Genomic DNA, 21,996 nt, shown 5'->3' with positions numbered 1-21,996 from the left:
GAATCACCATCCGTGAACTTTCGTCCGCCGACAATGTTGCGACATGCAATTCTCCGACCACAGCATTTGGAATCACCATCCGTGAACTTTCGTCCGCCGACAATGTTGCGACACGCAATTGTCGACGCCGCCCACCCCGCCGGGCGGCTGGCCACCCTCCCTCCTGGGTGGCCGGGTGGCTGAGCGGCCGGGCACGGAAAGAAGGATCGGAGTCGATATCGGCAAGTGCGCCGCAGCGCCCCCTTGAGGCGCTTAGCATGACTGAGGCTGGCCATGCAGTCGGAATTATCGACCGATCCCCCCGGGGGGTAACCGCGGGCAATTTTGACTGTCGGATGATCCGTGGTTAAGTTCTGCTCGCGGATTGGAAAGGCCGCCTCCGTTGGCCCGGAGGCGGCCCCATCTCCATCCGTGTTCAAAAAACTTGGGAAGCTCCTCGACACGTTGGAGAACATAAGCATGCCACAATTCGGACTGAGCATCGACATCTGCCTTCGCGATCTACCACTTTGCTTGGTCGGTGCGGCCGTGGCGGGGTCCCTCCACTGGGGGGACGTACCCGCCGGGATTGCCGTACCGATGGCGCTGCTGATCGCCCTCGACATCCGGGTCCGCCGCTGGAGCCGCCGCACCTGACGGCCCAGGCACGGCCTAGGCGCATAGAAGAGCCCCCTCCTGACAGCAAAACTGCAGGTAGGGGGCTTCTTCTGACGTGCTTACTTCTTCTTGCCCTGGTTCTTCACGGCCTCGATCGCGGCTGCGGCCGCGTCCGGGTCCAGGTACGTGCCGCCCGGGTTCAGGGGCTTGAACTCGGCGTCCAGGTCGTAGGAGAGCGGGATGCCGGTCGGGATGTTCAGGCCCGCGATGTCGGCGTCGGAGATGCCGTCGAGGTGCTTGACCAGGGCGCGCAGGCTGTTGCCGTGGGCGGCGACGAGGACCGTGCGGCCGGTGAGGAGGTCGGGGACGATGCTGTCGAACCAGTACGGCAGCATGCGGGCGACGACGTCCTTGAGGCACTCCGTCTGCGGGCGCAGCTCCGGCGGGAGCATCGCGTAGCGGGCGTCGGAGAACTGGGAGTACTCGGCGTCGCGGTCCAGCGGGGGCGGCGGGGTGTCGTAGGAACGGCGCCACAGCATGAACTGCTCCTCGCCGAACTCGGCGAGCGTCTGGGCCTTGTCCTTGCCCTGGAGGGCGCCGTAGTGGCGCTCGTTGAGGCGCCAGTGGCGGTGGACGGGGATCCAGTGGCGGTCGGCGGCCTCCAGCGCGAGCTGGGCCGTGCGGATCGCGCGCTTCTGGACGGACGTGTGGACCACGTCGGGCAGCAGGCCGGCGTCCTTGAGCAGCTCGCCGCCGCGCGTCGCCTCCTTCTCGCCCTTCGGGGTGAGGTTGACGTCCACCCAGCCGGTGAACAGGTTCTTCTCGTTCCACTCGCTCTCGCCGTGGCGGAGGAGGATCAGCTTGTACGGTGCGTCGGCCATGGTTCCGAGCGTAATCGAACCGTCTGACCACCCGCGCACCGCGCCCGCAGCGCGGACGCTTGACGGGAACTGTTAATCGACTGGCCCTGGAGAACGACTCGAATGTAAGTTGCGATCACCGCATCGGCCACTTACATCCGGCCGCTTACATCTGCTTCTCGGGGGTCCCATGTCCGTCGCCGCGCTGAGACGTGCCACGCGTGAATCCGTCTCCGGGCTTCCCCGCGAGTTCTGGTGGCTGTGGACCAGCACCCTGGTCAACCGGCTCGGCGCCTTCGTCGCCACCTTCATGGCGCTGTACCTGACCCTCGACCGCGGGTACTCCGCCTCGTACGCCGGTCTGGTCGCCGCCCTGCACGGGCTCGGCGGGGTCGTGTCCTCGCTGGGCGCCGGGGTGATGACCGACCGGCTGGGGCGGCGGCCCACGCTGCTCGTCGCGCAGGCCTCCACCGCGCTGTCCGTCGCGCTGCTCGGCTTCATGCGGGACCCGGTGGCCATCGCGGCCGTCGCGTTCCTGGTCGGCATGGCCAGCAACGCCTCCCGGCCGGCCGTGCAGGCGATGATGGCGGACATCGTGCGGCCCGAGGACCGTATCCGGGCGTTCTCGCTCAACTACTGGGCGATCAACCTCGGCTTCGCGATCTCCTCCATGGCGGCCGGGTTCATCGCCGAGGTCAGCTATCTCGCCGGGTTCCTGATCGAGGCGGGCATGACCATGGTCTGCGCCGTCCTCGTCTTCGTGAAGCTGCCGGAGTCCCGGCCCCAGAAGGGCGGCGGCACGGGCGGCGGCACGGCGGAGGGTGACCGCGTCTCCCTCGGCACCGTGCTGCGCGACGGGCGCTACATGAGCGTCGTGGGGCTGTCGTTCCTCGTCGCCCTGATCTTCCAGCAGGGGTACCTGGGGCTGCCGGTCGCCATGGGCGAGGCGGGTTTCACGCCCGCGGACTTCGGCGTCGCCATCGCCGTCAACGGCGTCCTGATCGTCGTCCTGCAGATCCCCGTCACCCGGTTCATCGAGCACCGCGATCCGCGGCTGCTGCTCGTCGGCTCGTCCCTGCTCGCCGGGTACGGCTTCGGGCTCACCGCCTTCGCCGGGTCGGTCGGGGTCTTCGCCCTCACGGTGTGCGTGTGGACCCTGGCCGAGATCGTGAACGCGCCGACCCAGACCGGGCTCGTCGTCCGGCTCTCCCCGGTGCACGGGCGCGGGCGCTACCAGGGCATGTACAGCACCTCGTGGGCCGTCGCCGCGCTCGTGGCCCCGCTGATGTCCGGCTTCGTCATCGACCACTACGGCGCCGACTGGCTGTGGGGCATCTGCGCGGTCATCGGCACGGTCGCGGCGGTGGGGTACTGGCTGCTCATGCGACGGCTGCCGGCCGAGAACGCGGTGACCGAGGAGGCGGTGGCCTCGGAGACGGTGACCGAGGAGGAGCTGCCCGCGTCCCCGAAGGCCGAGGTCGGTACGGCCTGACGGCGAACGCGGGCCGGCCGCTCACGGGTGCATCCGCGCTCCCTTGAGCACCTTGTCCACCGCGTTCTTCGGGCCGTGCACCGCCAGTCCCACCAGATCCAGTTCCGCGGTCGGCACGGCCCGTACCGCCGCCCGGTTGTCACGGTCGTTGCCCGTGGTGAAGAGGTCGGACGTGAACACCGCGCGGGGCAGGGCGCGCGACAGCACGCGCGCGTGGGCGTCGGTCAGCGTCTCCTTGGTGCCTTCGAAGACCAGCACCGGCTGGCGGAACATCGGCAGATAGGCGACGTCGTCGGCGTCCGCGTAGGGCTCGCCGATCACCTCGGGGAACTGTGTGCCCAGACCGCTGACCAGGAAGGCGGTGACGTTGAGGCGCTGCCAGGTCTCCAGGTCCTCGCGGAGCAGGACGGCGATCTTGGTGTCGAAGCGGACGGGGGCTGCGTCGTGGGTGCTCATACGGTGAGACTGCCGGTCGGCGCGCGACGGGGTCTTGTACGTTTTTTGCATGGCCTCCGTACGACCGCCGGCCCGGCAGGAGCAGGTCTCCGCCTGGCGCCCCCGCGTCCCGGGCGTCGTCGAGGTCTTCCACGCCCACTACACCGAGTACGCCTACCCGATGCACGTCCACGAGGCGTGGACGCTGCTCATCGTCGACGACGGCGCGGTGCGCTACGACCTGGACCGGCACGAGCACGGCACCCCGCACGACACGGTGTCGCTGCTGCCGCCGCACGTGCCGCACAACGGCTCCCCCGCCACCCCGGGCGGCTTCCGCAAGCGCGTCCTGTACCTGGACGCCTCCCTGCTGGGCGAGGAGCTGATCGGGCCGGCCGTCGACGCCCCCGACCTGCGCGACCCGGTGCTGCGGCGGCGGGTCGGGCAGGTGCACGCCGCGCTGGCCCGGCCCGGTGACGAGCTGGAGGCACAGAGCCGGCTGACGCTGATCGGAGAGCGGCTCCGCTCCCACCTGCTGCCCCGCCGCGGGGACAGACCGGCCCGCCGGGACCCCGTGCTCGCCCGACGGCTGCGTGAACTGCTCGACGAGCGGGTCGTCCAGGGGATCGGCCTGGAGGAGGCGGCCGGCCTCGTGCCCGCCCATCCGGCGCACCTGGTACGGGCGTTCAGCGGCGCCTACGGAATCGCTCCGCACCAGTACCTGATGTCCCGCCGCGTCGACCGGGCCCGGCGGCTGCTGCTGGCGGGACGCGCACCGGCGGAGGTGGCCGCCGCGACGGGTTTCTACGACCAGGCCCATCTGACGCGGCACTTCAGGAGACTCGTGGGCGTCACGCCCGGGCGCTACCGCACCAGCGGCGGACGGCGCTGACCGCGACGACCACACGGGCCGCGACAACCGTGCGGGCAACGACCGCGCGGCCGACGACGTCCCCGCGGGCCGTGCAGGCCGTGCAGGCCCCGCGGGCCGTGTCGCGGCTCAGGCCTCGGGGCGCTCGGTCAGGTGCCGGAACGCCTCCAGGTTCCGCGTGGACTCCCCGCGCGCGGTCCGCCACTCGTACTCCTTGCGGATGGCCGAGGCGAAGCCCAGCTCCAGCAGGGTGTTGAAGGCGCCGTCGGCGGCTTCCAGGACCTGGCCGAGGAGGCGGTCGACCTCGTCGGCGGTGACGGCCGCCAGGGGCAGCCGGGCGGCGACGTAGATGTCGCCGAGGCGGTCGACGGCGTAACTCACGCCGTACAGCTTGAGGTTGCGTTCCAGCAGCCAGCGGTGGACGGCCGGTTCGTTCTCGTCGGGGTGGCGGATGACGAAGGCGTTGACCGAGAGGGAGTGCCGGCCGACGAGGAGGGAGACCGTCGTCGACAGCTTGCGGGTGCCGGGCAGCTTGACGACGTAACTGCCCGACTCGGGGCTCTCCCACTCCAGTTCGGCGTCCTGGAGGGCGTTTTCGACGACCTGTGCTGCCTTCTGTGCCTCAGCCATGGTGGGAGGGTACGCGACGCCGGTGGGCGTGGATCGCGGCCGTGTAGACGTCGGCCGTCGCGGCGGCGGCGCTGTCCCAGCCGAAGGACTGGGCGTGCCGGGCGGCGGCGGCGCCCATCCGTTCCGCCAGCTCCGGGTCGTCGGCGAAGTCGCCCAGCACGCGCGCGTACGCGGCGGGGTCGTGGCCCTGGACGAGGCGACCGGTGTGCCCGTCGCGCACGGCGACCGGGAGTCCGCCGACCGCTGCGGCGAGCACCGGCGTGCCGGCGGCCTGGGCCTCTATCGCGACCAGCCCGAAGGACTCGCTGTAGGAGGGCATGACCAGCACGGACGCGGCCCGGAACCAGTCGGCGAGCTGTTCCTGCCCGACGGGCGGGCGGAACCGTACGACGTCCGCGATGCCGAGCCGGGCGGCGAGCTTCTGCAGTCCCTCGGGCTTGGCGAGGCCGCTGCCGCTGGGGCCGCCGACGACGGGGACGACGATGCGGGAGCGCAGCTCGGGTCGCTCGTCGAGCAGGACGGCCACGGCGCGCAGCAGCACGTCCGGCGCCTTCAGCGGCTGTATGCGGCCGGCGAAGAGCGGGATCAGCGCGTCCTGCGGCAGGCCGAGGCGGGCGCGGGCGGCGGCGCGGGCGGTCGTGGCCCGGCCCGTTCCCCGGGGCTCGGAGCCCTTGGGGAAGGGGCGGAACCGGTCGAGGTTCACGCCGGGGTGGACGACGGCGACCTTGGCCGGGTCGGCGGTGTAGTGCCGGACCAGTTCGTCGGCCTCCTCGGCGGTGTTGGCGATCAGCCGGTCGGAGGCGGCGACGATCTGGGTCTCGCCGATGACGCGGGCCGCCGGTTCGGGGGTGTCGCCGTCGGCCAGGTTGGCGTTCTTGACCTTGGCCATGGTGTGCATGGCGTGCACGAGCGGGGCGCCCCAGCGCTGGGCGGCGAGCCAGCCGACGTGGCCGGAGAGCCAGTAGTGGGAGTGGACCAGGTCGTAGTAGCCGGGGCGGTGGCCGGCCCACGCCTGCATGACGCCGTGGGTGAAGGCGCACAGCTGGGCCGGGAGCTCCTCCTTGGCCAGGCCCTCGTAGGGGCCGGCGTCGACGTGCCGGACGAGGACGCCGGGGGCGAGCTGGACGGACGGGGGAAGCCCCCCGGAGGTCGCCCGCGTGAAGATCTCGACCTCGATGTTGATCGCGGCGAGGCGCTGCGCGAGTTCGACGATGTAGACGTTCATGCCGCCGGCGTCGCCGGTGCCGGGCTGGTGGAGCGGTGAGGTGTGCACGGAGAGCATGGCGACGCGGCGGGGCCTGCGCAGCAGCCTGCGCCGCGGGGTGGCCGCCGGTGAGCGACGCCCGAGCCTGCTGACGTACTGGCTCACGAGCCGTTCCTCCTCGCTGCGGGCATGCCTTCGAAGGCACGTGCCGCGCCTCCAACCGGACGGAACACCGGATTGTGGCGTTCCATTTCCGGTTTCCGGGCCTTTGCCGAATCATTACCGTGGATCGCTCAACCGTTCGAGGGGGAGATGCGTCATGGAGGGCGGACCGGGCCGCATACCCTCGTAGGCATGCCCTCCCGCGCCGCCTCCCTCCCCCACGCCCGGCTTCGCTCCGGCGGCGGGACCCCGGTCGTGGGCACGGTGACGCGCGGGACGACGAATCCCAACCGGCTGCGCCGCATGGACCGCTGGATCGCGGCCACGCACGGCGCCGAACTGCGGCGCGCCACCGATCCCGTCGCCGTCGACCTCGGTTACGGCGCGGCCCCCTGGACGGCCGTCGAGCTGCTGCACCGCCTGCGCGCCGTCGCTCCGCACACCCGTGTGGTGGGCGTCGAGATCGACCGGACGCGGGTGACGGCGGCCGAGCCGTACGCGCGCGCGGGGCTCGTCTTCCGGCACGGCGGCTTCGAGATCCCCCTCTCCCGCCGGCCCCTCCTCATCCGCGCGGCGAACGTGCTGCGCCAGTACGACGAGGCAGAGGTCGGCGCCGTCTGGCAGCGGCTGTGCGCGCGGCTCGCGCCGGCGTCGGAGCACTCCCGCGGCGGGCTGCTGGTCGAGGGGACCTGCGACGAGATCGGGCGCCGGCACGTGTGGGTCGCTCTCGGACCGCAGGGGCCGCGGACGGTGACCTTCGCGACCCGGCTCGGCTCGCTGGAACGCCCCTCCGACCTGGCCGAGCGCCTGCCCAAGGCGCTCATCCACCGCAACGTGCCCGGCGAGCCGGTGCACGCCTTCCTGCGTGACTTCGACCGCGCCTGGGCCGCCGCCGCGCCCTACGCCTCCTACGGCGCCCGCCAGCGCTGGATGCGGGCGGTGCGGGACCTGACGGCCGACTGGCCGGTGGCGGACGGGCCGGCGCGGTGGCGCCAGGGCGAGGTGACGGTGCGGTGGGAGGCCCTGGCGCCGCGCGGCTGGGCCGGCGCCGGGAACGATCTCCGCGCGGAGCCCGGCCCACGGCCGTAGGCGCGGTACGGCGCGGCGGGACAGGCCGGCGAGGGAGCGGGGAGCGGGGAGCGGGGAGCGGGGAGCGGGGAGCGGGGACAGAAACCGAGGGAAGCACGACCTCTGTCGCTTTCCGCGCCGGCGTGGCACGATCCCCCGGACGACGTATGTTACTGACGGTTAATCAGTTTGGGGGCGAGGTATGCGTACGGGGAAGCATGGCTGGGTGACCGCGGCCGTGACCGTGGTCTGCGCGGTCACCGTGCTCGCGGCGCCGGGTACGGCGTTCGCGGACCCGGGACCCACACCGACCTCCGGCGCCCCCAGCGCCTCCCCCAGCGCCTCCCCCGGCCCGGCCGCCCCCGTCGGCAAGGACCTGGTAGCCGTACGCGAGAAGCTCGACAAGCTCTACCGGGCGGCGGCGGTGGCCACGGACGCGTACAACGCCGCCGAGGAGAAGGCGCAGAAGCAGTCCGCCGAACTGGTCGAACTGGCCAAGAAGATCGTCAAGGGCCAGGAGCGGCTGGACGCGCTGAGGGACCGCGCGGGCGCCGCGGCCCGCGCCCAGTACCGCACCGGCGGCATGCCCGACGAGGCCAAACTGGTGCTGAGCGAGGACCCCGAGGACTTCCTCGACGGCACCGGCCGGGTGGTCCAGGGCCAGCGCGCGACCAAGGGCCTGCTCGGCGAGCTGACCCGCGCGCAGGAGGACCTGAAAACCTACGAGGCGGACGCCTCCGCCCGGTTCCGGACGCTGGAGGCTAACCGCAGGGCCAGGGCCACCGCCCAGAAGGAGATCGAGAAGCAGATCTCGGCGGCCGAGAAGCTGGAGTCCGAGCTGGAGAAGGAGGAGAAGGAGCGCCTCGCCCGACTGGAGCGGGAGGCCCAGGCCAGGGCCCAGACGGCCTGGCTCGGCACCGGCGTCCTCAAGGACCTCGACGCAGAGGCGACCGAGCGGGGCAGGAAGGCGGTCGAGTACGCCACCGCCCAGGTCGGCAAGCCGTACCAGTGGGGCGCCGAGGGCCCGAAGGCCTACGACTGCTCCGGCCTGACCTCACAGGCGTGGGTGGCGGCCGGGCGGGCGATCCCGCGCACCTCGCAGCAGCAGTGGAAACAGCTCGAGCGCGTCGACGTCAAGGACATGCGCCCCGGCGACCTGATCATCTACTTCGACGACGCCAGCCACGTCGGCATGTACGTCGGCGACGGCTCCGTCGTGCACGCCCCGCGCCCGGGCCGCCCGGTGACGATCGCGGGGGCCGGTTCGATGCCCATCCTCGGGGTGGTCCGGCCCGACACGGGGGCGGCGCCCACGCGGTGAGGGGGCCGCCTCCCCGCGCCGGGCGTGAGGCGGGCCACGTGACCCAGTCCACGCCCGGCGGCGCCCCGCGCGTGACGTTCGTCATCCCCCGCCTCCGGTCGACGTGTCCAACTGCGGTACACAACGCGGCATATGACAGCGGCCGGAGAGCGCCCGGCGTGTCCTGGGCCATTCCGCGGCGGCGCCGTCACCCGCTATGGTCCCCGTCGGTGGGTCGAGGTCCCTCGCCCCGCCGTGCCCTCGGGGGGAGGGAAGGAAACCAAGACGATGCCCGTACCCGTAACGCGGCCAAGGGCGATCCCGGCCGTGGAGTGCGGTCAGGCGCCCGCCGCTTCCCCGGACCGCGGCCCTTCCACGGAACAGGCCCCGCCCGGGACGTCCCCGGCCGAGAACCCCACCACCCGGCGAGAGAACACCCCGGAGAAGCGCGAGAAGACCACGGACCTGACCAGGGACAAGAGCACCGGCACGAGCACCGGCGCAGGCACCGCCCCCGGCACCGGCCGGCGCGAGAACGTCCCCACGAACCTGACGTTGCTGCTGATCGAGGACGACCCGGTCGGCTCGCCGATCGTGCCCGACCTCCTCGACCAGGCCGGCAAGCCGATCCGCGTCCGCACCGCCCGCAACCTCACCGAGGCCGAGCGGCTGCTGACCGACGACGTCCACTGCATCCTGCTGGACCTCGCCCTGCCGGCCCCGTCCGCCCCGGCCCGCACGGGCGCCGACGGCGACGACGGTGACGCGAAGGGCGACGACGAGCTGGCGGTGCTCCGGCACGTGCTGGAGCTCGCGCCCCGGCACGCCGTGCTCGCGCTCACCTCCTCCAGCGACGCCGAACGCGGCGCGGAGGCGGTGGCGGTCGGCGCCCAGGACTACCTGTTCCGCGACGAGCTGGACGGCCGGCTGCTGAGCCGGGCGATCCGCTACGCCGTGGAGCGCAAGCGGTCCGACTCGGCGGAGCGGCGCCTGGCCGAGGGCCGGCTGCGCGCCCAGGAGAACCGCCGCCTGGAGCGCGGTCTGCTGCCGACCCCGCTGCTGGCCGGCTCCCCGCTGCGCTTCGCCGCCCGCTACCGCCCGGGACGCTCACGCGCCCTGCTGGGCGGCGACTTCTACGACGTCGTCCGCACCCCGGACGGCACCGTGCACGCCATGATCGGCGACGTCTGCGGGCACGGCCCGGACGAGGCGGCGCTCGGCGTGGAACTGCGGATCGCCTGGCGGGCGCTGACCCTGGCGGGGCTCTGCGGCGACGAGCTGCTCGGCACGCTCCAGCAGGTACTGGAGCACGAGCGCCCGGACGACGAGATCTTCGCGACGCTGTGCGCCGTGGACATCGCCCCGGACGGCCGCCGCGCCGGCCTGTGCCTGGCCGGGCACCCCGCGCCCCTGGTCGCCGGCCCGGGCACCCCCGCACGGCTGCTGCCCCACGACAACAACGGTCCGGCCCTCGGCCTGCTGCCGGGCGCTCGCTGGCCGCGCACGCAGGTGGAGCTGGGCGCCGAGTGGAGCCTGATGCTCTACACCGACGGCCTGATCGAGGGACACACCGGCGAGGGCCGGGAGCGGCTCGGCCAGGACGGCATGGTGGAGATGGTCCGCCGCCAGCTCTCCGAGGGGCTGCGGGGGGAGAGGCTGCTGCGGGCGGCCGTCAACGAGGTCCGCGAACTCAACGGCGGCGAACTGGCGGACGACGTGGCAGTGGTCCTGCTGGACCGGACGCCCGAGCGGCCCTGACGCGCTGAACGGCCGGACGCCCTGAGCGGCCCGGGCGGGGGCCGCTCAGGGCGTCCGCCCGGACGTCCCGCTTCCGCCGGCCGCCTGTCATGCACAACCGGTCACGACGGCCGCCGCGTCCCTTCGGGGGCGCCTCAGCGTCCGCCGTTGTACGGGCCGTAGGGGCCGTCGCTGCTGGAGCCGCGGCGGGTGTTGCGCCCGCCGCCCGGCAGACCGCGCAGCGCGGGCCGTACGTCGACCATGTACACGATCGTCGCGATGAGCCCGAGGATCGGCAGGAACGACAGGATGTTGAAGATCAGATTCACCACGAAGGCGAGCCCGAGGATGATCAGCCAGAACGGCTTGGTCTTCTTGTCGGCCGCGCGGTAGGCGTCCTCCCGGCGCGTGGCGGCGTCGATCAACGCGAAGCCGCTGAAAAGGATCAGGGCAGTGCTCAGCAGCCACATGAAGCCTGCGAACCCCTGCATCAGCACAACGTCCACCACCAGACTCGGTTCGTCCTACGCGGCCACCGTACCCGGAAGAACGGGCCGGACACCCCAAGGGTGCCCGGCCCGTGCCGGATCCGTCGCCCTTACTTGGCGGGCGGCGTCGTCTTCTTGGCGGTGGTGCTCTTCTTGGCCGGGGCGGCCTTGCGGGGGGCGGGGGTCCGCTTCGCCTCGGCGGGCTTGTCCTCCGTGCCCCGGGCCGGCCCGGGCTTGTCCGGCTCGACGGCCACGGCGAGTTCCTCCACCTCCTCGGCGATGTCCTCGATGCCGTCGGCGGCCTGTCCGCGCCAGGTGCGCACGGCCTGCTCGCCGCGCTCGGCGACCTTCTCGTAGGTCTCCCGGGCCTTGACGGCGTACTCGGCGGCGACACCGACCGAGCGCAGCGCGAGGTCCTGGGCGGTTTCACCGAGCTTCTTGAAGTCGGCGTCCAGCGAGCCGAAGAGCTCGTTGGCCTTGGCCTGGAGGGTGCCCTGCGTCTCCCTGACGCGGGCGGTCGCCTTCTCCTGGACGGCCTTCGGGTCGGTGTTGCGTACGGCCTCGATGCGGGCGGGGGCCTCGGCGCGCAGCTGCTCCACCAGTACCGGCACCTTCTTGGCCTGCTCGAAGGCCAGGTCGGCGGTGCCCGCGGCGAAGTAGAGCGGGGTGGGGTCGCTGAGGGTCTTACGCAGGTCGTCGGTGATGGCCATGGTGTTGGTCCTCCGGAATGACGTTCGACTGAGGGTTTTGTGGTGGTCCCGCGTCCCGGCCTGCGGTCGCGCGCTCCCGCTCATCCGGCCGTCCGCCGCGGGCCGGCGTCGTCACCGCCGCCGGTCGCCCGGGAGCGGTGCCCGGATATGGAGGCGTCGCCGACGGGGGCGCCGCCCGCCGGTCCGTCCTGGGCCGCCGCCGGGCCGTCCGTGCCGGCGGCGAACCCGTTCTCCTTGCGGAAGGACTCGTAGATCTGGAGCAGCACCTGCTTCTGCCGCTCGTTCAGCGTCGGGTCGGCGAGGAGGGCCGCCCGCGTCGCGTCCTCCCGCCGGAACTCGCCGTCCCGTTCCGCGTCCAGGATCCCGGCGCGCACGTACAGCGTCTCGGCGGAGATCCGCAGCGCCTTGGCGACCTGCTGCAGCACCTCCGCGCTCGGTTTGCGCAGTCCGCGCTCGATCTGGCTCAGGTACGGATTGGACACCCCGGCGGCGTCGGCGAGCTGCCGCAGCGACAACTGCGCGTGGCGCCGTTGCTCGCGCAGGTACTCACCGAGATTGCCGACGTTGAGCGATGCCATGCCTCCACGATGCACCACGCCGCTAACTATTGCAAGCAACCTGCTTGCAAGAGTGCACCTCCCGTGGTGCCGCCCCCGCCGCGCCTACCCACTTTTTTGTGCGTACTGGGCAGCACGCCCCGGCGGACCGAGACTGAGGGGGACGGGCAGGCGCGTCAGGAGGCGGTGGCCTCGCGGGCGCCGACTCCGTCGCCGGCCAGCCTGTCCAGGCGGCGGTGGCCCCAGTCGGAGAGGAGGGAGAGGGCCTCGGCGAGGTCGCGGCCGAACGCGGTCAGGGAGTACTCGGTCTTCAGCGGAAGCACGTCGTACACCCGCCGGTCCACCAGCCCGTCCGCCTCCATCTCGCGCAGCGCCTGGGTCAGCACCTTCTCGGTGAGGCCGGGCACCCGTCGGCGCAGCTCGGCCGGCCGGTGCGGCCCCGACTCCAGCAACCACAGCAGCGTGGTCTTCCACTTGCCCTCGATCACCGCGATCGCGGCGGTCACCCCACAGACGTTCAGGTCCTGACGCCGGTGCGCCACAGCGCGCCCCTTTCATCAGCAATTGTCAGCAATCATTTGTCAGATTACGGGAGTTGAAGTATGTCCGAGCACACCGACCAGTCTGCCGCCGCCGTCACCGTCCTCGGGCTCGGCCCGATGGGCCGGGCCCTGGCCGCCGCCTTCCTCGACGCCGGTCTGCGCACCACCGTGTGGAACCGCACCCCGGGCCGGGAAGGCGACCTCGTCGCGAGGGGCGCGGTCGTGGCGGCGTCGGCCGAGGAGGCGGTCGCCGCCGCCCCGCTGACCGTCGTCTGCGTGGTGAACTACGACGCCTCGGACGCCGTGCTGCGCCAGGACGCCGTGGAGACCGCCCTCAAGGGCCGTACGGTCGTGAACCTGAGCGCCGACACCCCCCAGCGCGCCCGGGACACGGCGGCATGGGCGGACCGGCACGGCATCCGCTACCTGGACGGCGCGATCATGACCCCGGCGCCCACCATCGGCACGGCCGACGCGGTGTTCCTGCACAGCGGCCCCGAGGAGCTGTACGGGGAGCACCGGCCCGTGCTGGCGGCGCTCGGCGGCACCCACACCCACCTCGGTGAGGACCCCGGGCGGGCCGCGGCGTACGACATCGCGCTCCTGGACATCTTCTGGACGGCGATGGCGGGTTACGCGCACGCCCTCGCCGTGGCCCGGGCGGAGGGTGTCACCGGCGGTGAACTGGCCCCCTTCGCCCAGGGCATCGCCGCGATCCTGCCGCCGCTGTTCACCGAGTTCGCGGCCGACACCGACGCGGGCACCTACTCGGGCGAGCTGAACCCGATCACCTCGGCCGCGTCGACGATGGCGCACGTCGTCCACGCCTCCGAGGCGCACGGCATCGACGCGAGCGTGATGCGCGTGATCGAGGGGCAGGCCCGGCGGGTGATCGCGCTCGGCCACGGCACGGACGGGTTCACCCGCGTCGCCGAACTGATCACCGCCCGCCGCTGAACGGCCCCGGGCGGCCTCAGAAGGGCAGGGGCCGCCCGTGCACCACGTCCAGCCGGGACACCGCCCGGGTGAGCACCACGTACAGCCGGTGCAGGCCCCGCCCGCCGGACCCCTCCGCCTCCGCGATCGCCGCCGGTTCGACGGCGACGACGTGGTCGTACTCCAGGCCCTTGACGACGCTCGCCGGGACCACGGCCACCCGGGCGCCGAGTTCCTCCGGCCCCGCCGCCGGGATCCCGGCCGCGTCGAGGGCCTCCCGCAGCCGGCGCACGTCCGCGTCGGCGGCGACGACACCGACCGAGCCGTCCCGGCCGAGAGCGCCCCGTACGGCGTCGACGACCGCGCCGGTCACCTCTCCGGGCGCGGTCGGGCGCATCGTCAACTCGCCGTCGCCGCGCAGGGAACGGGCCTGCGGCACGTCCACGTCCAGCCGCGCCAGCAGCCGGTTGGCCAGGCCGACGACCGCCCGCGGCACCCGGAACCCGGTGGTCAGCGGCACCACGGCCGCGTCCGGCCGGCCCAGGTGCGCGAGGGCCGTCCGCCACGACCGCGCGGCCCACGGCGTGGTCCCCTGGGCCAGGTCGCCGAGGACGGTGAGGGAACCGAACGCGGCCCGGCGGGCGATGGCCCGGCACTCCATCGGGGAGAGGTCCTGGGCCTCGTCGACGACGATGTGGCCGTAGCCCTCGGGGTGTTCGAGGAGTCCGGCGACCTCGTCGATGAGGACCAGGTCGGCGGCGGACCAGCGGGCCGACCTCCACGACCGCGGCGTCCGGGCCGGCCACAGCAGCGCCTTCTGCTCGTCGTCGTCCAGCAGCCCGTCGGCGGCCCGCGCCAGCGCGCCGGGGTCACCGAGCAGGTCCGCGACGACCTCCTCCGGACGCACCCTGGGCCAGACGGAGTCGAGGTACGCGCCGACCGGCCGGGCCCGTTCGATCCGGCGCACCCAGGCGGCCGTACGCGGTCCGCCGCGCCGCTCGGCCCGGTCCTGGACGTACCGCACGATCCGTGCCCGTACCCGCTCGCGCCCCACGGTGTACGGCGGTTCCTCGGCCCGTACGTCCGCCACGATCCGGGCCAGCTCGTCGGCCGGGACCCGCCAGCGGTAGGAGCCGTCCGGTACGGCGAGGGGGTCGGCGGCGTCGGTGGCCACGCGCGCGTACAGGGCGCGGCGCAGCACCTCGGCCGTCCGGGCGTCGTGCTTGACGGCGGCGGCCCGCTCGTCGTCCGTGGCGGTGACCGGGTGCCGGGCGATCTCCTGGGCCAGCGTGGACTGCCGTACGCCGGTCTCGCCGAGGGCGGGCAGCACCTCGGCGATGTAGGACAGGAAGGTGGGGTTGGGGCCGAGGATGAGCAGTCCGCCGCCGCGGATGCGCTGCGGGTGGGTGTAGAGCAGGTAGGCGGCCCGGTGCAGACCCACGGCGGTCTTGCCCGTCCCGGGGGCGCCCTGGACGCAGACCGTGGCGGTGAGGTCCGCGCGGACGAGGTCGTCCTGCTCGGGCTGGATGGTGGCGGCGATGTCCCGCATGGGGCCGACGCGGGGGCGTTGGATCTCCCGGGCGACGATGTCACCGGCCCCGGACTCTCCCCGGCCGAGGTGCTCGTCCTCGAGGCCGGTGAGATCGGCCGAGTCCCCGCGGCTGCCGGGCGCCCACCCGAAACGGCGGCGGACGGCGACGCCGCGCGGGTCGCCGGCGGTGGCCTGGTAGAAGGCGCGGGCCACGGGGGCGCGCCAGTCGACGACGAGGGGTGGGGCGGCGGGGTCCTCGGTGATCCGCAGCCGCCCGATGTGCAGTGCCGGTTCGGCGTCCGCCGGCCGCGGGCGCCGCCCCGCGCGGTCGCCACCGGTGTCCGGTTCGGCGAAGTCCAGCCGCCCGAAGAACAGGGGACCCTCGGGCAGCTCGCCCAGCGCCTTGGCGCGGCTGCGCAGCCGGCGTCCGAGCACCTCGGCGTCGGCTCCGGAGGCGGAGACGTCCTCACCGGTGACGACGTGTTCCCTGGCGCCCTCGACCATGGCGGCGAAGGCGGCGCGGCAGTGCTCGTGGTGGGCGCGTTCCTGGGCGAGGGCGTGCCGGAGGGCGGGGTCGGGTGATGTCATTCCATCGAGCGTACCCGAATATCGTTACTCGGTTACGTTTCTTACTCGGTCACCTCGACCCGGTCACTTCGGCTCGGTCACTTCGGCTCGGTCACTTCGGCTCGGTCGTCTCGCCGGGCGGCGAGCCGTGGCAGCCCCGCCGCCAGCATGGCGAACGCCCGTTCCGCCGCAGCCGACGCCTCCTCCCGCACGTCGGCCACCCGCTCCCCCGCCGAGACGCGCCGCCAGTTCTCCAGCGCGAGGACCCGCTGTACGGCGATGATCTGCCCGGCGGCGAGCCTGGCGTCCAGGTCGCCGCCGAGGGCGTCGGCGAGCGCGGCCTCCGACCGCTCCAGGTGCGTGTGCAGCCGGGCCGTGAGGGCGGGGGTGCCGTAGAGCAGCGCGTGGAAGGCGAGTACGTCGGGACGGTCACTGAGCCCGGTCACCGGGTCGCAGCGCTCCAGCCCCGCCAGGAAGTGCCGGCGCAGCGCCGCGAGCGGGGTCGGCCCCTCCCCCACCACCCGTGCCGCCTCGCCCTCGTGGTCGGCGATGCGGTGCAGGACGAGGTCCTCCTTGGCCGGGAAGTACCGGAAGAGCGTCGGCTTGGACACCTCGGCCGCGGCGGCCACCTCCGCGACGGACACCGCGTCGAACCCCTTCTCCACGAAGAGCCCGATGGCGATGTCCGACAGCAACTGGATGGTCCGCTGCTTCTTGCGCTCACGCAGGCCGGGCTCACTCATGGGGCGAGCCTACGGTCGCGGGCCCGCCCCGGGCGCCGTGCCGGCCCACCGTCAGCAGGAGCGGTGCGAACGACCCGATGACGAGCCGCGCACCGGCCTCGCGCAGCAGCCGCAGCTTGCGCTCGTCGCGCGCGTAGCCCAGGAAGGCGACGCCGGCGCTCCGCGCCGCCCCGAGGTCGTCGGGGGAGTCACCGATCATCAGGGCGGCGGAGGCGGCGGTGCCCGTCCCGTCCATGGCCCGATGGAGGAGGTGCGGGCTGGGCTTGAGGTGGTGGGGGCGGTCGTCGCGTCCGTAGACGTGCGGCCCGAAACACGGCAGCAGGTCACGGCGGGAGAGATAGGCGCTCGCCGCGCGCGGGGAGTTGTTCGTCACGACGGCCGGCCGGACCCCGGCCGCCGACCAGGCACGGATGAGCGGCTCGGTGTAGGCGGTGGGCGTCGCCGTGGTGACGGCCCGGAGTTCCTCCGCGGTGTAGCGCTCCTCCAGCTCGGTCACCAGACCGCTCCCGGGCCGCCGGCGTCCCACGGCCCGCAGGACGGCCTGGGGGTCACCGGCCGCGCGTTCGTCCGCCGACAGAAGGTGTGCCATCCCGCGGTCCGCCAGCCAGCCCACGAGCACGTCGGCGACCGCACTCGCCCGGTGCCGGGCGAAGAGCCGGCAGATCGGACCGTCGAAGTCCCACAGCACCAGCCGCACGTCCCCGACCGTGCGACCGAGCTCGTCGGCCACCCGCTCCGGCTCCGCGGTCGCTGCGGTCACGGTGGTCACAGGTCGAGGCTCAGGTCCGTGCTGATGGTCTCCCACTGGGAATCGAACCACTTGCCCGACTCCTCCACGAACTGCGCGTCATGCTGACTGCCCTGCCTGGTGAAGGAGAACAGGAGGGACTGGGAGCCGAGGGCGTCGAACATCTCCAGCGTCCGGCCCTCCCACTCCTCCTGTCGCCTTTCGACCATGTAGTAGCCGAAGAGCGCCTCCTCCCCGTTGAGCACGTACAGCTTCATCGGCGGGGTGAAGGGCAGTGCGCGGAAGGCGATACGCACGTCCACGCGGCGGGCGTTCCGTATGCCGTGCAGGTTGTGCGCGAGCACGCGGGCCTGCGCGTTGCGCATCTGCAGCCAGCGCTGGTGGACCGGATCGTCCTCCTCGGCCTCCACCAGGACGGGGAAGGCCAACGGGATGTCCCGGGCCGGCAGCAGGACGCGGAACTCGATCGACTCGGGACGGACGCTGCCCTCGTAGATCATGCGGATCGGCTCGCTGAGCGCCAGCACCAGGGTCTCCGACGTGTGACACACGACGTCCACCCGCACGTGCGGCACCGAGAAGGCCTCCGAGAGCCGCGGTCCCAGCGCCGTCATCGTCGGCTGGGGCCCGGCCCGGTTCGGGGTGGGCTCGGCGATGCGGGGCGGACTGCCCTTGCTGATGTTCGTGAGCAGGCCGTGCTCCTGAAGCGCCCGCAGCGCCTGACGGACGACGCCGCGCTCCACACCGAACTCGTCGGCCAGTTCGGCCTGGGTGGGCAGGCGGTCGCCCGCCCTGAGCTCACCCCCGCTGATCCGGTCCCGGAGGATGTCGGCGATCTCCTGCGCCGAGAGCCTTCTGCCGCCGTTCACGGACACGTTCTCCTGAGTCACAACCAAATGCTACAACTCCGACCTACCTCAAGAGAGTTACTTCGACCCTGTTTATAGATGGCAACCAAGAGGAAGAACCTAACCACGAGTTGGTTGCCAACTGGATTCGGTTGGCTGGAAAGCCGCTCCGAAGGGGGAGAAGAGCATGCACGTCCTCAGTCTCGTCGCCGCGGTCTTCGTCGTCGGCTTCGAGCAGATCGTCCAGTGGCGGTACGGGGCCTCCGGCATCGCCGGTCTGCTCCTGCTCACGCTGGGCATCAAGGCCAGGAACCCGGCCGTCAGTTCCGCCGGTGCGGTGGTGCTGGCGCTGCTGGTGGCCAAGCCCGCCCTCTGAGCGCCGCCGGTCACAGGGCGATCAGAGCACTGCTCGGTTCACGCCATCTCTCCTGAGGCTACAGAAAGTTGGCGGAACACCTCCCCAGATGAAGACAAGCAGAGTAAGTTGGTTACCAACTTGAGCAGAGTGGTCGACTCGTCCAAGGGTTGGCCGCCACGGTGACAGGGGGTCCACCATGCCGCTCATCGCCATCGTCATCGCCGCTCTGGCCATCGGCTTCGAGCAGCTCGTGCAGTGGAAGTACGGGCCCATGGGCATCATCGCGTTCGTCGCGCTGTCCATCGGGATCAAGGCGAAGAACACCATGATCGGCGGTGTGGGGGCGGTGATCCTCGTGATGCTGCTCGCCCAGTCCGGCTGAACCGGCGTACTGCTGTCCGGGCCCCCTTCCGGAGGGGAGCCGGGAGCCCGGACAGTCAGTCAGCACCACGCACAACAACCACAACCGCATAGAGGCACCGCAACCACAACTGAACACGCGCTACGGATGCGCACACCCACCGTCACCGGCAGAAGGGAGCCGGCTTCAGAACATGTCCGGGCACCAAGGCCGCCTGGACGTACGCAGCAGGGCGTCGGCCACACGGGCGGCGCCCGCTCGTTCTTCCCGCACCCGGCCGAGCGCCGCCAGCCGGACGGCCGACCCGTCCCCCAGCCACAGCGCCGCCAGCTCGGCCACGTCGAGCACGAGGTGGGCGCTCTCGGTGGTCGGCGCGCAGGACGCCCCGTCCGCTCCCGCCTCCAGCCGCCACCGCCCGCCGGTCAGGCCTCCCCGGTCCACGACCTCCAGCACCAGCGACCCCTGCCCCTCGTACGTCCGCGCCTCCAGCGCCCGTACGACGTCGAGGATCCGCACCCACAGCCAGTCCGCCTGCCTGGTGATCCTGGCCGCGCGCGGGTCCGGCAGGAGGTCCGGGAGCAGGTCGTCGGGGGCCCGCCAGCCGCTCTTCACCTTCGTGATCCAGTCGATCGAGCACAGGTACCGCCACAGGGCGCGCTCGGCGGCCGGGGTCACGGCCAGCAGCCAGTCGACGGTCGCCGTGTTCAGCGGCTGCTTGGCGTCGCCCCAGTGGCCGTCGGACCGGTACGCGGCCATGCCCTCGACCTCGCCGCCCGCCGAGCGGTACACCGCGTAGCAGGGCTCGGTCCACGGGGAGCCGTCCATGCTCAGGACGCCGGTCCTGACCAGCCACCACAGCTCGGCGCGGCTGACCGCGCCCGGCTGGGCCCGGCGCAGCCGGTCGTGCAGCTCGGGGCCCAGCTTGCGGACGTCCTCCCCGTCCACGAGGTCGATCCGGCCGCCGTCCTCCGGCCCCGCCCGGCGCGGGTCGAGACCGGCCCGGGGGACGTCGACCGTCCACTCGGTCATGGTGGTGGCGGGGCCGAAGCCGTACCGGCCGTAGATCGGGTACTCGGCCGCGATCAGCGTCGCGACGACGTCGCCGCGCTCCTTCGCCGCCGCCAGGTCCTGCGCCATCATGCGGGTGAGCAGGCCGCGGCGGCGGTGGGTCGCGGTGACGGTGACGTTGGAGACCGCGTCGGCGGGCACCGGGGCGCCGCCCACGGCGGTGACCTCCTGCGCGAACGAACGGAAGGTCGCCACACAGCGGCCGCCGTCGAAGGCGCCGAGGAGCCTGCCGGGGACGAACTGGTTGCGGCGGGCCTCCAACTGCTCGGCGCCGACGGCGGGCGGCTGCAGGAAGCCGGTGTTCAGGGCGCGGTTCCAGTCGGGGAACTCGGCCTCGGTGATGGGACGTACGTCGATGTCGGTGCGGCGGGTCATGGGCCCACGGTAGGGCGGCGGGCACGTCGGCGTCGCGGACATGTGCCCGCGGGCGTCCGGCTCAGAACGCCGCCCTGATCTCCCCCACCTCGCGCCCGCCGCCCAGCAGGGGCGTACGGCCGATGCGGTCCACCACCGGGCTCTCCACACCCAGCAGCGTCAGCGCGCGGGCCAGGACCGGGCCCAGGGCGCGGGTCGCGCCGTCCTCCACCTTGAAGGCCAGGGCGCGGCCGTCCGGCAGGGCCACCGCCTGGACGGCCTCCGCGCCCATCTTGGACAGGGTGCCGGGCACCTCCCGCATCAGCCAGGTGTCGGCGCGACGCGTGCCGGCCACGTACTCGGGGTGGGCGCGCATCGCGTCGGCCACCCGGCGCTCGGCCGTGCCGGGCTCGGCGCCCACGAAGGCGCGGAAGGCGCGGGCCAGCCCGACCAGGCTGATCGCCATCAGCGGCGCCCCGCACCCGTCCGTGCCGACGGCGGCGACCGGCTCGCCCGCCGCGTCCTCCACAACCCTGTGGATGATCCGCTGGAGCGGGTGGTCCGCGTCGAGGTAGGTCTCCAGCGGCCAGCCGCGCCGCAGGCAGACGGCGAGCATCGCGGTGTGCTTGCCGGAGCAGTTCATGGTGACCCGGTCGGGCACCGCGCCCGACGCCAGGTACGTGTCCCGCTCCTCGGGTTCCAGCGGCAGGTCGGCCGGGCACTGGAGCAGGGCCGGGTCCAGGCCGTGCTCGTCCAGCATCTTGCGGACCAGGTCGCGGTGGAAGGGCTCACCGGAGTGGCTCGCGGCGGCCAGCGCAAGCCGCTCCCCCGTGAGGTCGAGCCCGGCCCGCAGGACGCCCGCCGCCTGCATCGGCTTGTTGGCGGAGCGCGGGAAGACCGGCGCCGTCACCTCCCCCAGCGCCAGCTCCACGGCCCCGTCGGCCCCCAGGACGACCAGGCTGCCCCGGTGCCGCCCCTCGACGAAGCCGGACCGCACGACCTCGGCGAGGACGGGCGGCACGACGGGCGAGAGGGCGGACGTGGGCGCGGACTGGGGCGACTGAGGTTGCTGGGGCTGCTGCGGCGCGGACATCGGCGGTGGCCTTCCGGACGGGAGACCCGCCCGGCGACGCCCGGGGTCACCGGACGGCCCCGGGGACGGCTCAAGAAGCCGCCCCCGGTGTCACACGAGCAGGTCGTCGACTTGTGCTTCCCCTTCACGGTACCGGCGTGCGATCTCCGCGCTGCAGTCGTCGGCCGTGCGCTGGAGCCGCTGCCTGCGCCGGGACACCTGCTGCTCGTACCGCACGAGCCGCCCCATCGCGGTGGTCAGCTCGGCGTCGGTGCGGGCCGTCAGGTCGGACAGCTCCACCTCGCCCAGCATCTCCGCGGCCAGCCGCCGCCCCTCCTCGCTGCGCGGCGTGCCCAGCGTCACGTGCCGGGCGGAGGAACGCTGCCGGGCCGGGGCGTCGGTCAGGATCTCCGACAGCCGCTCGACCACGGACGCCTCCACCACGTCCGCCAGGGACGCCGACCCGCGCCGTGTCAGCTCCGCGCGCAGGATGTCGATCCGCCCCTGCAGCAGCCGCCGTACGTAGCTGAGGTCGGCCTCCTCGCGCTGGGCGTCCCGGCGCAGCGTGCGCAGCTCCGGCAGGTTCAGCGCGGGCAGGTCGTGCTCCGGCGGACCCACGGGCAGCTCGGGGCTGTCCGTGCGCTGCACGGGTGGCCGGGGGGCATCCAGGCCACCCGGACGTGTCAACGGGACAGTCCCAAGCGGCTGCCCCGTACTCGGTGTGCTCATGTGCCTCAACCGTCCCCTCGACCGGCGT

At 73.0% G+C, this 21,996-nt stretch carries 23 protein-coding genes; 8 read left to right on the top strand and 15 right to left on the bottom strand.

Annotation, left to right across the window (positions count from 1 at the left end):
- Positions 1 to 716: 716 nt before the first annotated feature.
- On the bottom strand, positions 717 to 1,478 hold the full coding sequence (locus KUM32_RS07345; protein WP_217140983.1) for a phosphoglyceromutase: 762 nt from the start codon (positions 1,476 to 1,478) through the stop codon (positions 717 to 719).
- A 169-nt stretch (positions 1,479 to 1,647) separates the two neighbouring features.
- Between KUM32_RS07345 and KUM32_RS07340 the strand changes: the two genes are divergently transcribed.
- Positions 1,648 to 2,949 (top strand): MFS transporter, encoded by a 1,302-nt coding sequence (locus KUM32_RS07340; RefSeq protein ID WP_254405159.1) that lies wholly within the window; start codon positions 1,648 to 1,650, stop codon positions 2,947 to 2,949.
- A gap of 21 nt (positions 2,950 to 2,970) precedes the next feature.
- Here KUM32_RS07340 and KUM32_RS07335 read toward each other — a convergent pair whose 3' ends face one another.
- Positions 2,971 to 3,405: a DUF2000 domain-containing protein gene (locus KUM32_RS07335; protein WP_254405158.1), complete on the bottom strand. Its 435-nt coding sequence runs from the start codon at positions 3,403 to 3,405 to the stop codon at positions 2,971 to 2,973.
- A gap of 49 nt (positions 3,406 to 3,454) precedes the next feature.
- Here KUM32_RS07335 and KUM32_RS07330 point away from each other — a divergent pair, with 49 nt between their 5' ends.
- On the top strand, positions 3,455 to 4,276 hold the full coding sequence (locus KUM32_RS07330; protein WP_217140981.1) for an AraC family transcriptional regulator: 822 nt from the start codon (positions 3,455 to 3,457) through the stop codon (positions 4,274 to 4,276).
- A 108-nt stretch (positions 4,277 to 4,384) separates the two neighbouring features.
- Here the strand turns inward: KUM32_RS07330 and KUM32_RS07325 are convergent, their stop codons facing one another.
- Together KUM32_RS07325 and mshA are read right to left on the bottom strand one after the other, a co-directional pair.
- Positions 4,385 to 4,885: a YbjN domain-containing protein gene (locus KUM32_RS07325; protein WP_217140980.1), complete on the bottom strand. Its 501-nt coding sequence runs from the start codon at positions 4,883 to 4,885 to the stop codon at positions 4,385 to 4,387.
- Positions 4,878 to 6,254: a D-inositol-3-phosphate glycosyltransferase gene (gene mshA, locus KUM32_RS07320; RefSeq protein ID WP_217140979.1), complete on the bottom strand. Its 1,377-nt coding sequence runs from the start codon at positions 6,252 to 6,254 to the stop codon at positions 4,878 to 4,880. Before mshA ends, KUM32_RS07325 begins: the two co-directional genes overlap by 8 nt.
- A 252-nt stretch (positions 6,255 to 6,506) precedes the next feature.
- Between mshA and KUM32_RS07315 the strand changes: the two genes are divergently transcribed.
- The 3 genes from KUM32_RS07315 (at position 6,507) to KUM32_RS07305 (ending at position 10,377) form a co-directional block, all read left to right on the top strand.
- Positions 6,507 to 7,340, top strand: a complete 834-nt coding sequence (locus KUM32_RS07315; RefSeq protein ID WP_217141017.1) for a class I SAM-dependent methyltransferase — start codon at positions 6,507 to 6,509, stop codon at positions 7,338 to 7,340.
- A 181-nt stretch (positions 7,341 to 7,521) separates the two neighbouring features.
- Entirely contained in the window at positions 7,522 to 8,640 is a 1,119-nt protein-coding gene (locus tag KUM32_RS07310; protein ID WP_217140978.1) for a C40 family peptidase, read from the top strand.
- Between the two features lie 267 nt (positions 8,641 to 8,907).
- Positions 8,908 to 10,377 (top strand): PP2C family protein-serine/threonine phosphatase, encoded by a 1,470-nt coding sequence (locus KUM32_RS07305; protein ID WP_217140977.1) that lies wholly within the window; start codon positions 8,908 to 8,910, stop codon positions 10,375 to 10,377.
- Positions 10,378 to 10,511: 134 nt separating this feature from the next.
- Here the strand turns inward: KUM32_RS07305 and KUM32_RS07300 are convergent, their stop codons facing one another.
- The 4 genes from KUM32_RS07300 to KUM32_RS07285 all read right to left on the bottom strand — a co-directional run bounded on the left by KUM32_RS07300 (position 10,512) and on the right by KUM32_RS07285 (position 12,653).
- The gene (locus KUM32_RS07300; RefSeq protein WP_217140976.1) at positions 10,512 to 10,847 is read right to left on the bottom strand and encodes a DUF2516 family protein; all 336 of its coding nucleotides are present in this window, start codon (positions 10,845 to 10,847) and stop codon (positions 10,512 to 10,514) included.
- Positions 10,848 to 10,954: 107 nt separating this feature from the next.
- Positions 10,955 to 11,554 carry a hypothetical protein gene (locus tag KUM32_RS07295; RefSeq protein ID WP_217140975.1) on the bottom strand — a complete coding sequence of 200 codons (600 nt, stop codon included), beginning with the start codon at positions 11,552 to 11,554 and terminating at the stop codon, positions 10,955 to 10,957.
- An 80-nt stretch (positions 11,555 to 11,634) separates the two neighbouring features.
- Positions 11,635 to 12,132 carry a helix-turn-helix domain-containing protein gene (locus tag KUM32_RS07290; protein WP_217140974.1) on the bottom strand — a complete coding sequence of 166 codons (498 nt, stop codon included), beginning with the start codon at positions 12,130 to 12,132 and terminating at the stop codon, positions 11,635 to 11,637.
- A gap of 155 nt (positions 12,133 to 12,287) precedes the next feature.
- Positions 12,288 to 12,653, bottom strand: coding sequence for a helix-turn-helix domain-containing protein (locus tag KUM32_RS07285; protein ID WP_217140973.1), 366 nt, complete (start codon positions 12,651 to 12,653; stop codon positions 12,288 to 12,290).
- Between the two features lie 60 nt (positions 12,654 to 12,713).
- Between KUM32_RS07285 and KUM32_RS07280 the strand changes: the two genes are divergently transcribed.
- A complete protein-coding gene (locus KUM32_RS07280; protein WP_217140972.1) occupies positions 12,714 to 13,610 on the top strand; it encodes an NAD(P)-dependent oxidoreductase in 897 nt (298 codons plus the stop codon).
- 16 nt (positions 13,611 to 13,626) lie between these two features.
- Here the strand turns inward: KUM32_RS07280 and KUM32_RS07275 are convergent, their stop codons facing one another.
- The 4 genes from KUM32_RS07275 to KUM32_RS07260 all read right to left on the bottom strand — a co-directional run bounded on the left by KUM32_RS07275 (position 13,627) and on the right by KUM32_RS07260 (position 18,074).
- Positions 13,627 to 15,708, bottom strand: a complete 2,082-nt coding sequence (locus tag KUM32_RS07275) for an AAA family ATPase (RefSeq protein WP_217140971.1) — start codon at positions 15,706 to 15,708, stop codon at positions 13,627 to 13,629.
- Between the two features lie 77 nt (positions 15,709 to 15,785).
- Positions 15,786 to 16,430, bottom strand: a complete 645-nt coding sequence (locus tag KUM32_RS07270) for a TetR/AcrR family transcriptional regulator (RefSeq protein WP_217140970.1) — start codon at positions 16,428 to 16,430, stop codon at positions 15,786 to 15,788.
- Entirely contained in the window at positions 16,423 to 17,199 is a 777-nt protein-coding gene (locus KUM32_RS07265) for an HAD family hydrolase (protein WP_308408616.1), read from the bottom strand. The genes KUM32_RS07270 and KUM32_RS07265 overlap by 8 nt, the downstream gene beginning before the upstream one ends.
- Positions 17,196 to 18,074 (bottom strand): GntR family transcriptional regulator, encoded by an 879-nt coding sequence (locus KUM32_RS07260; protein WP_217140968.1) that lies wholly within the window; start codon positions 18,072 to 18,074, stop codon positions 17,196 to 17,198. The genes KUM32_RS07265 and KUM32_RS07260 overlap by 4 nt, the downstream gene beginning before the upstream one ends.
- A 139-nt stretch (positions 18,075 to 18,213) precedes the next feature.
- Between KUM32_RS07260 and KUM32_RS07255 the strand changes: the two genes are divergently transcribed.
- Together KUM32_RS07255 and KUM32_RS07250 are read left to right on the top strand one after the other, a co-directional pair.
- Positions 18,214 to 18,402: a hypothetical protein gene (locus KUM32_RS07255; protein ID WP_217140967.1), complete on the top strand. Its 189-nt coding sequence runs from the start codon at positions 18,214 to 18,216 to the stop codon at positions 18,400 to 18,402.
- A gap of 178 nt (positions 18,403 to 18,580) precedes the next feature.
- Positions 18,581 to 18,766, top strand: coding sequence for a hypothetical protein (locus KUM32_RS07250; RefSeq protein ID WP_217140966.1), 186 nt, complete (start codon positions 18,581 to 18,583; stop codon positions 18,764 to 18,766).
- A gap of 165 nt (positions 18,767 to 18,931) precedes the next feature.
- On the opposite strand, the gene KUM32_RS07245 is transcribed toward KUM32_RS07250, so the two are convergent.
- From KUM32_RS07245 to KUM32_RS07235, 3 genes are all read right to left on the bottom strand, one after another.
- Positions 18,932 to 20,188 carry a GNAT family N-acetyltransferase gene (locus KUM32_RS07245; protein WP_217140965.1) on the bottom strand — a complete coding sequence of 419 codons (1,257 nt, stop codon included), beginning with the start codon at positions 20,186 to 20,188 and terminating at the stop codon, positions 18,932 to 18,934.
- Between the two features lie 61 nt (positions 20,189 to 20,249).
- Positions 20,250 to 21,260 (bottom strand): asparaginase, encoded by a 1,011-nt coding sequence (locus KUM32_RS07240; protein ID WP_217140964.1) that lies wholly within the window; start codon positions 21,258 to 21,260, stop codon positions 20,250 to 20,252.
- Between the two features lie 90 nt (positions 21,261 to 21,350).
- Positions 21,351 to 21,968 (bottom strand): aerial mycelium formation protein, encoded by a 618-nt coding sequence (locus KUM32_RS07235; RefSeq protein ID WP_217140963.1) that lies wholly within the window; start codon positions 21,966 to 21,968, stop codon positions 21,351 to 21,353.
- Positions 21,969 to 21,996: the final 28 nt, after the last annotated feature.

This window comes from Streptomyces sp. AC627_RSS907 (assembly GCF_019049165.1).
This window is presented reverse-complemented; position numbering and strand designations above follow the sequence as displayed.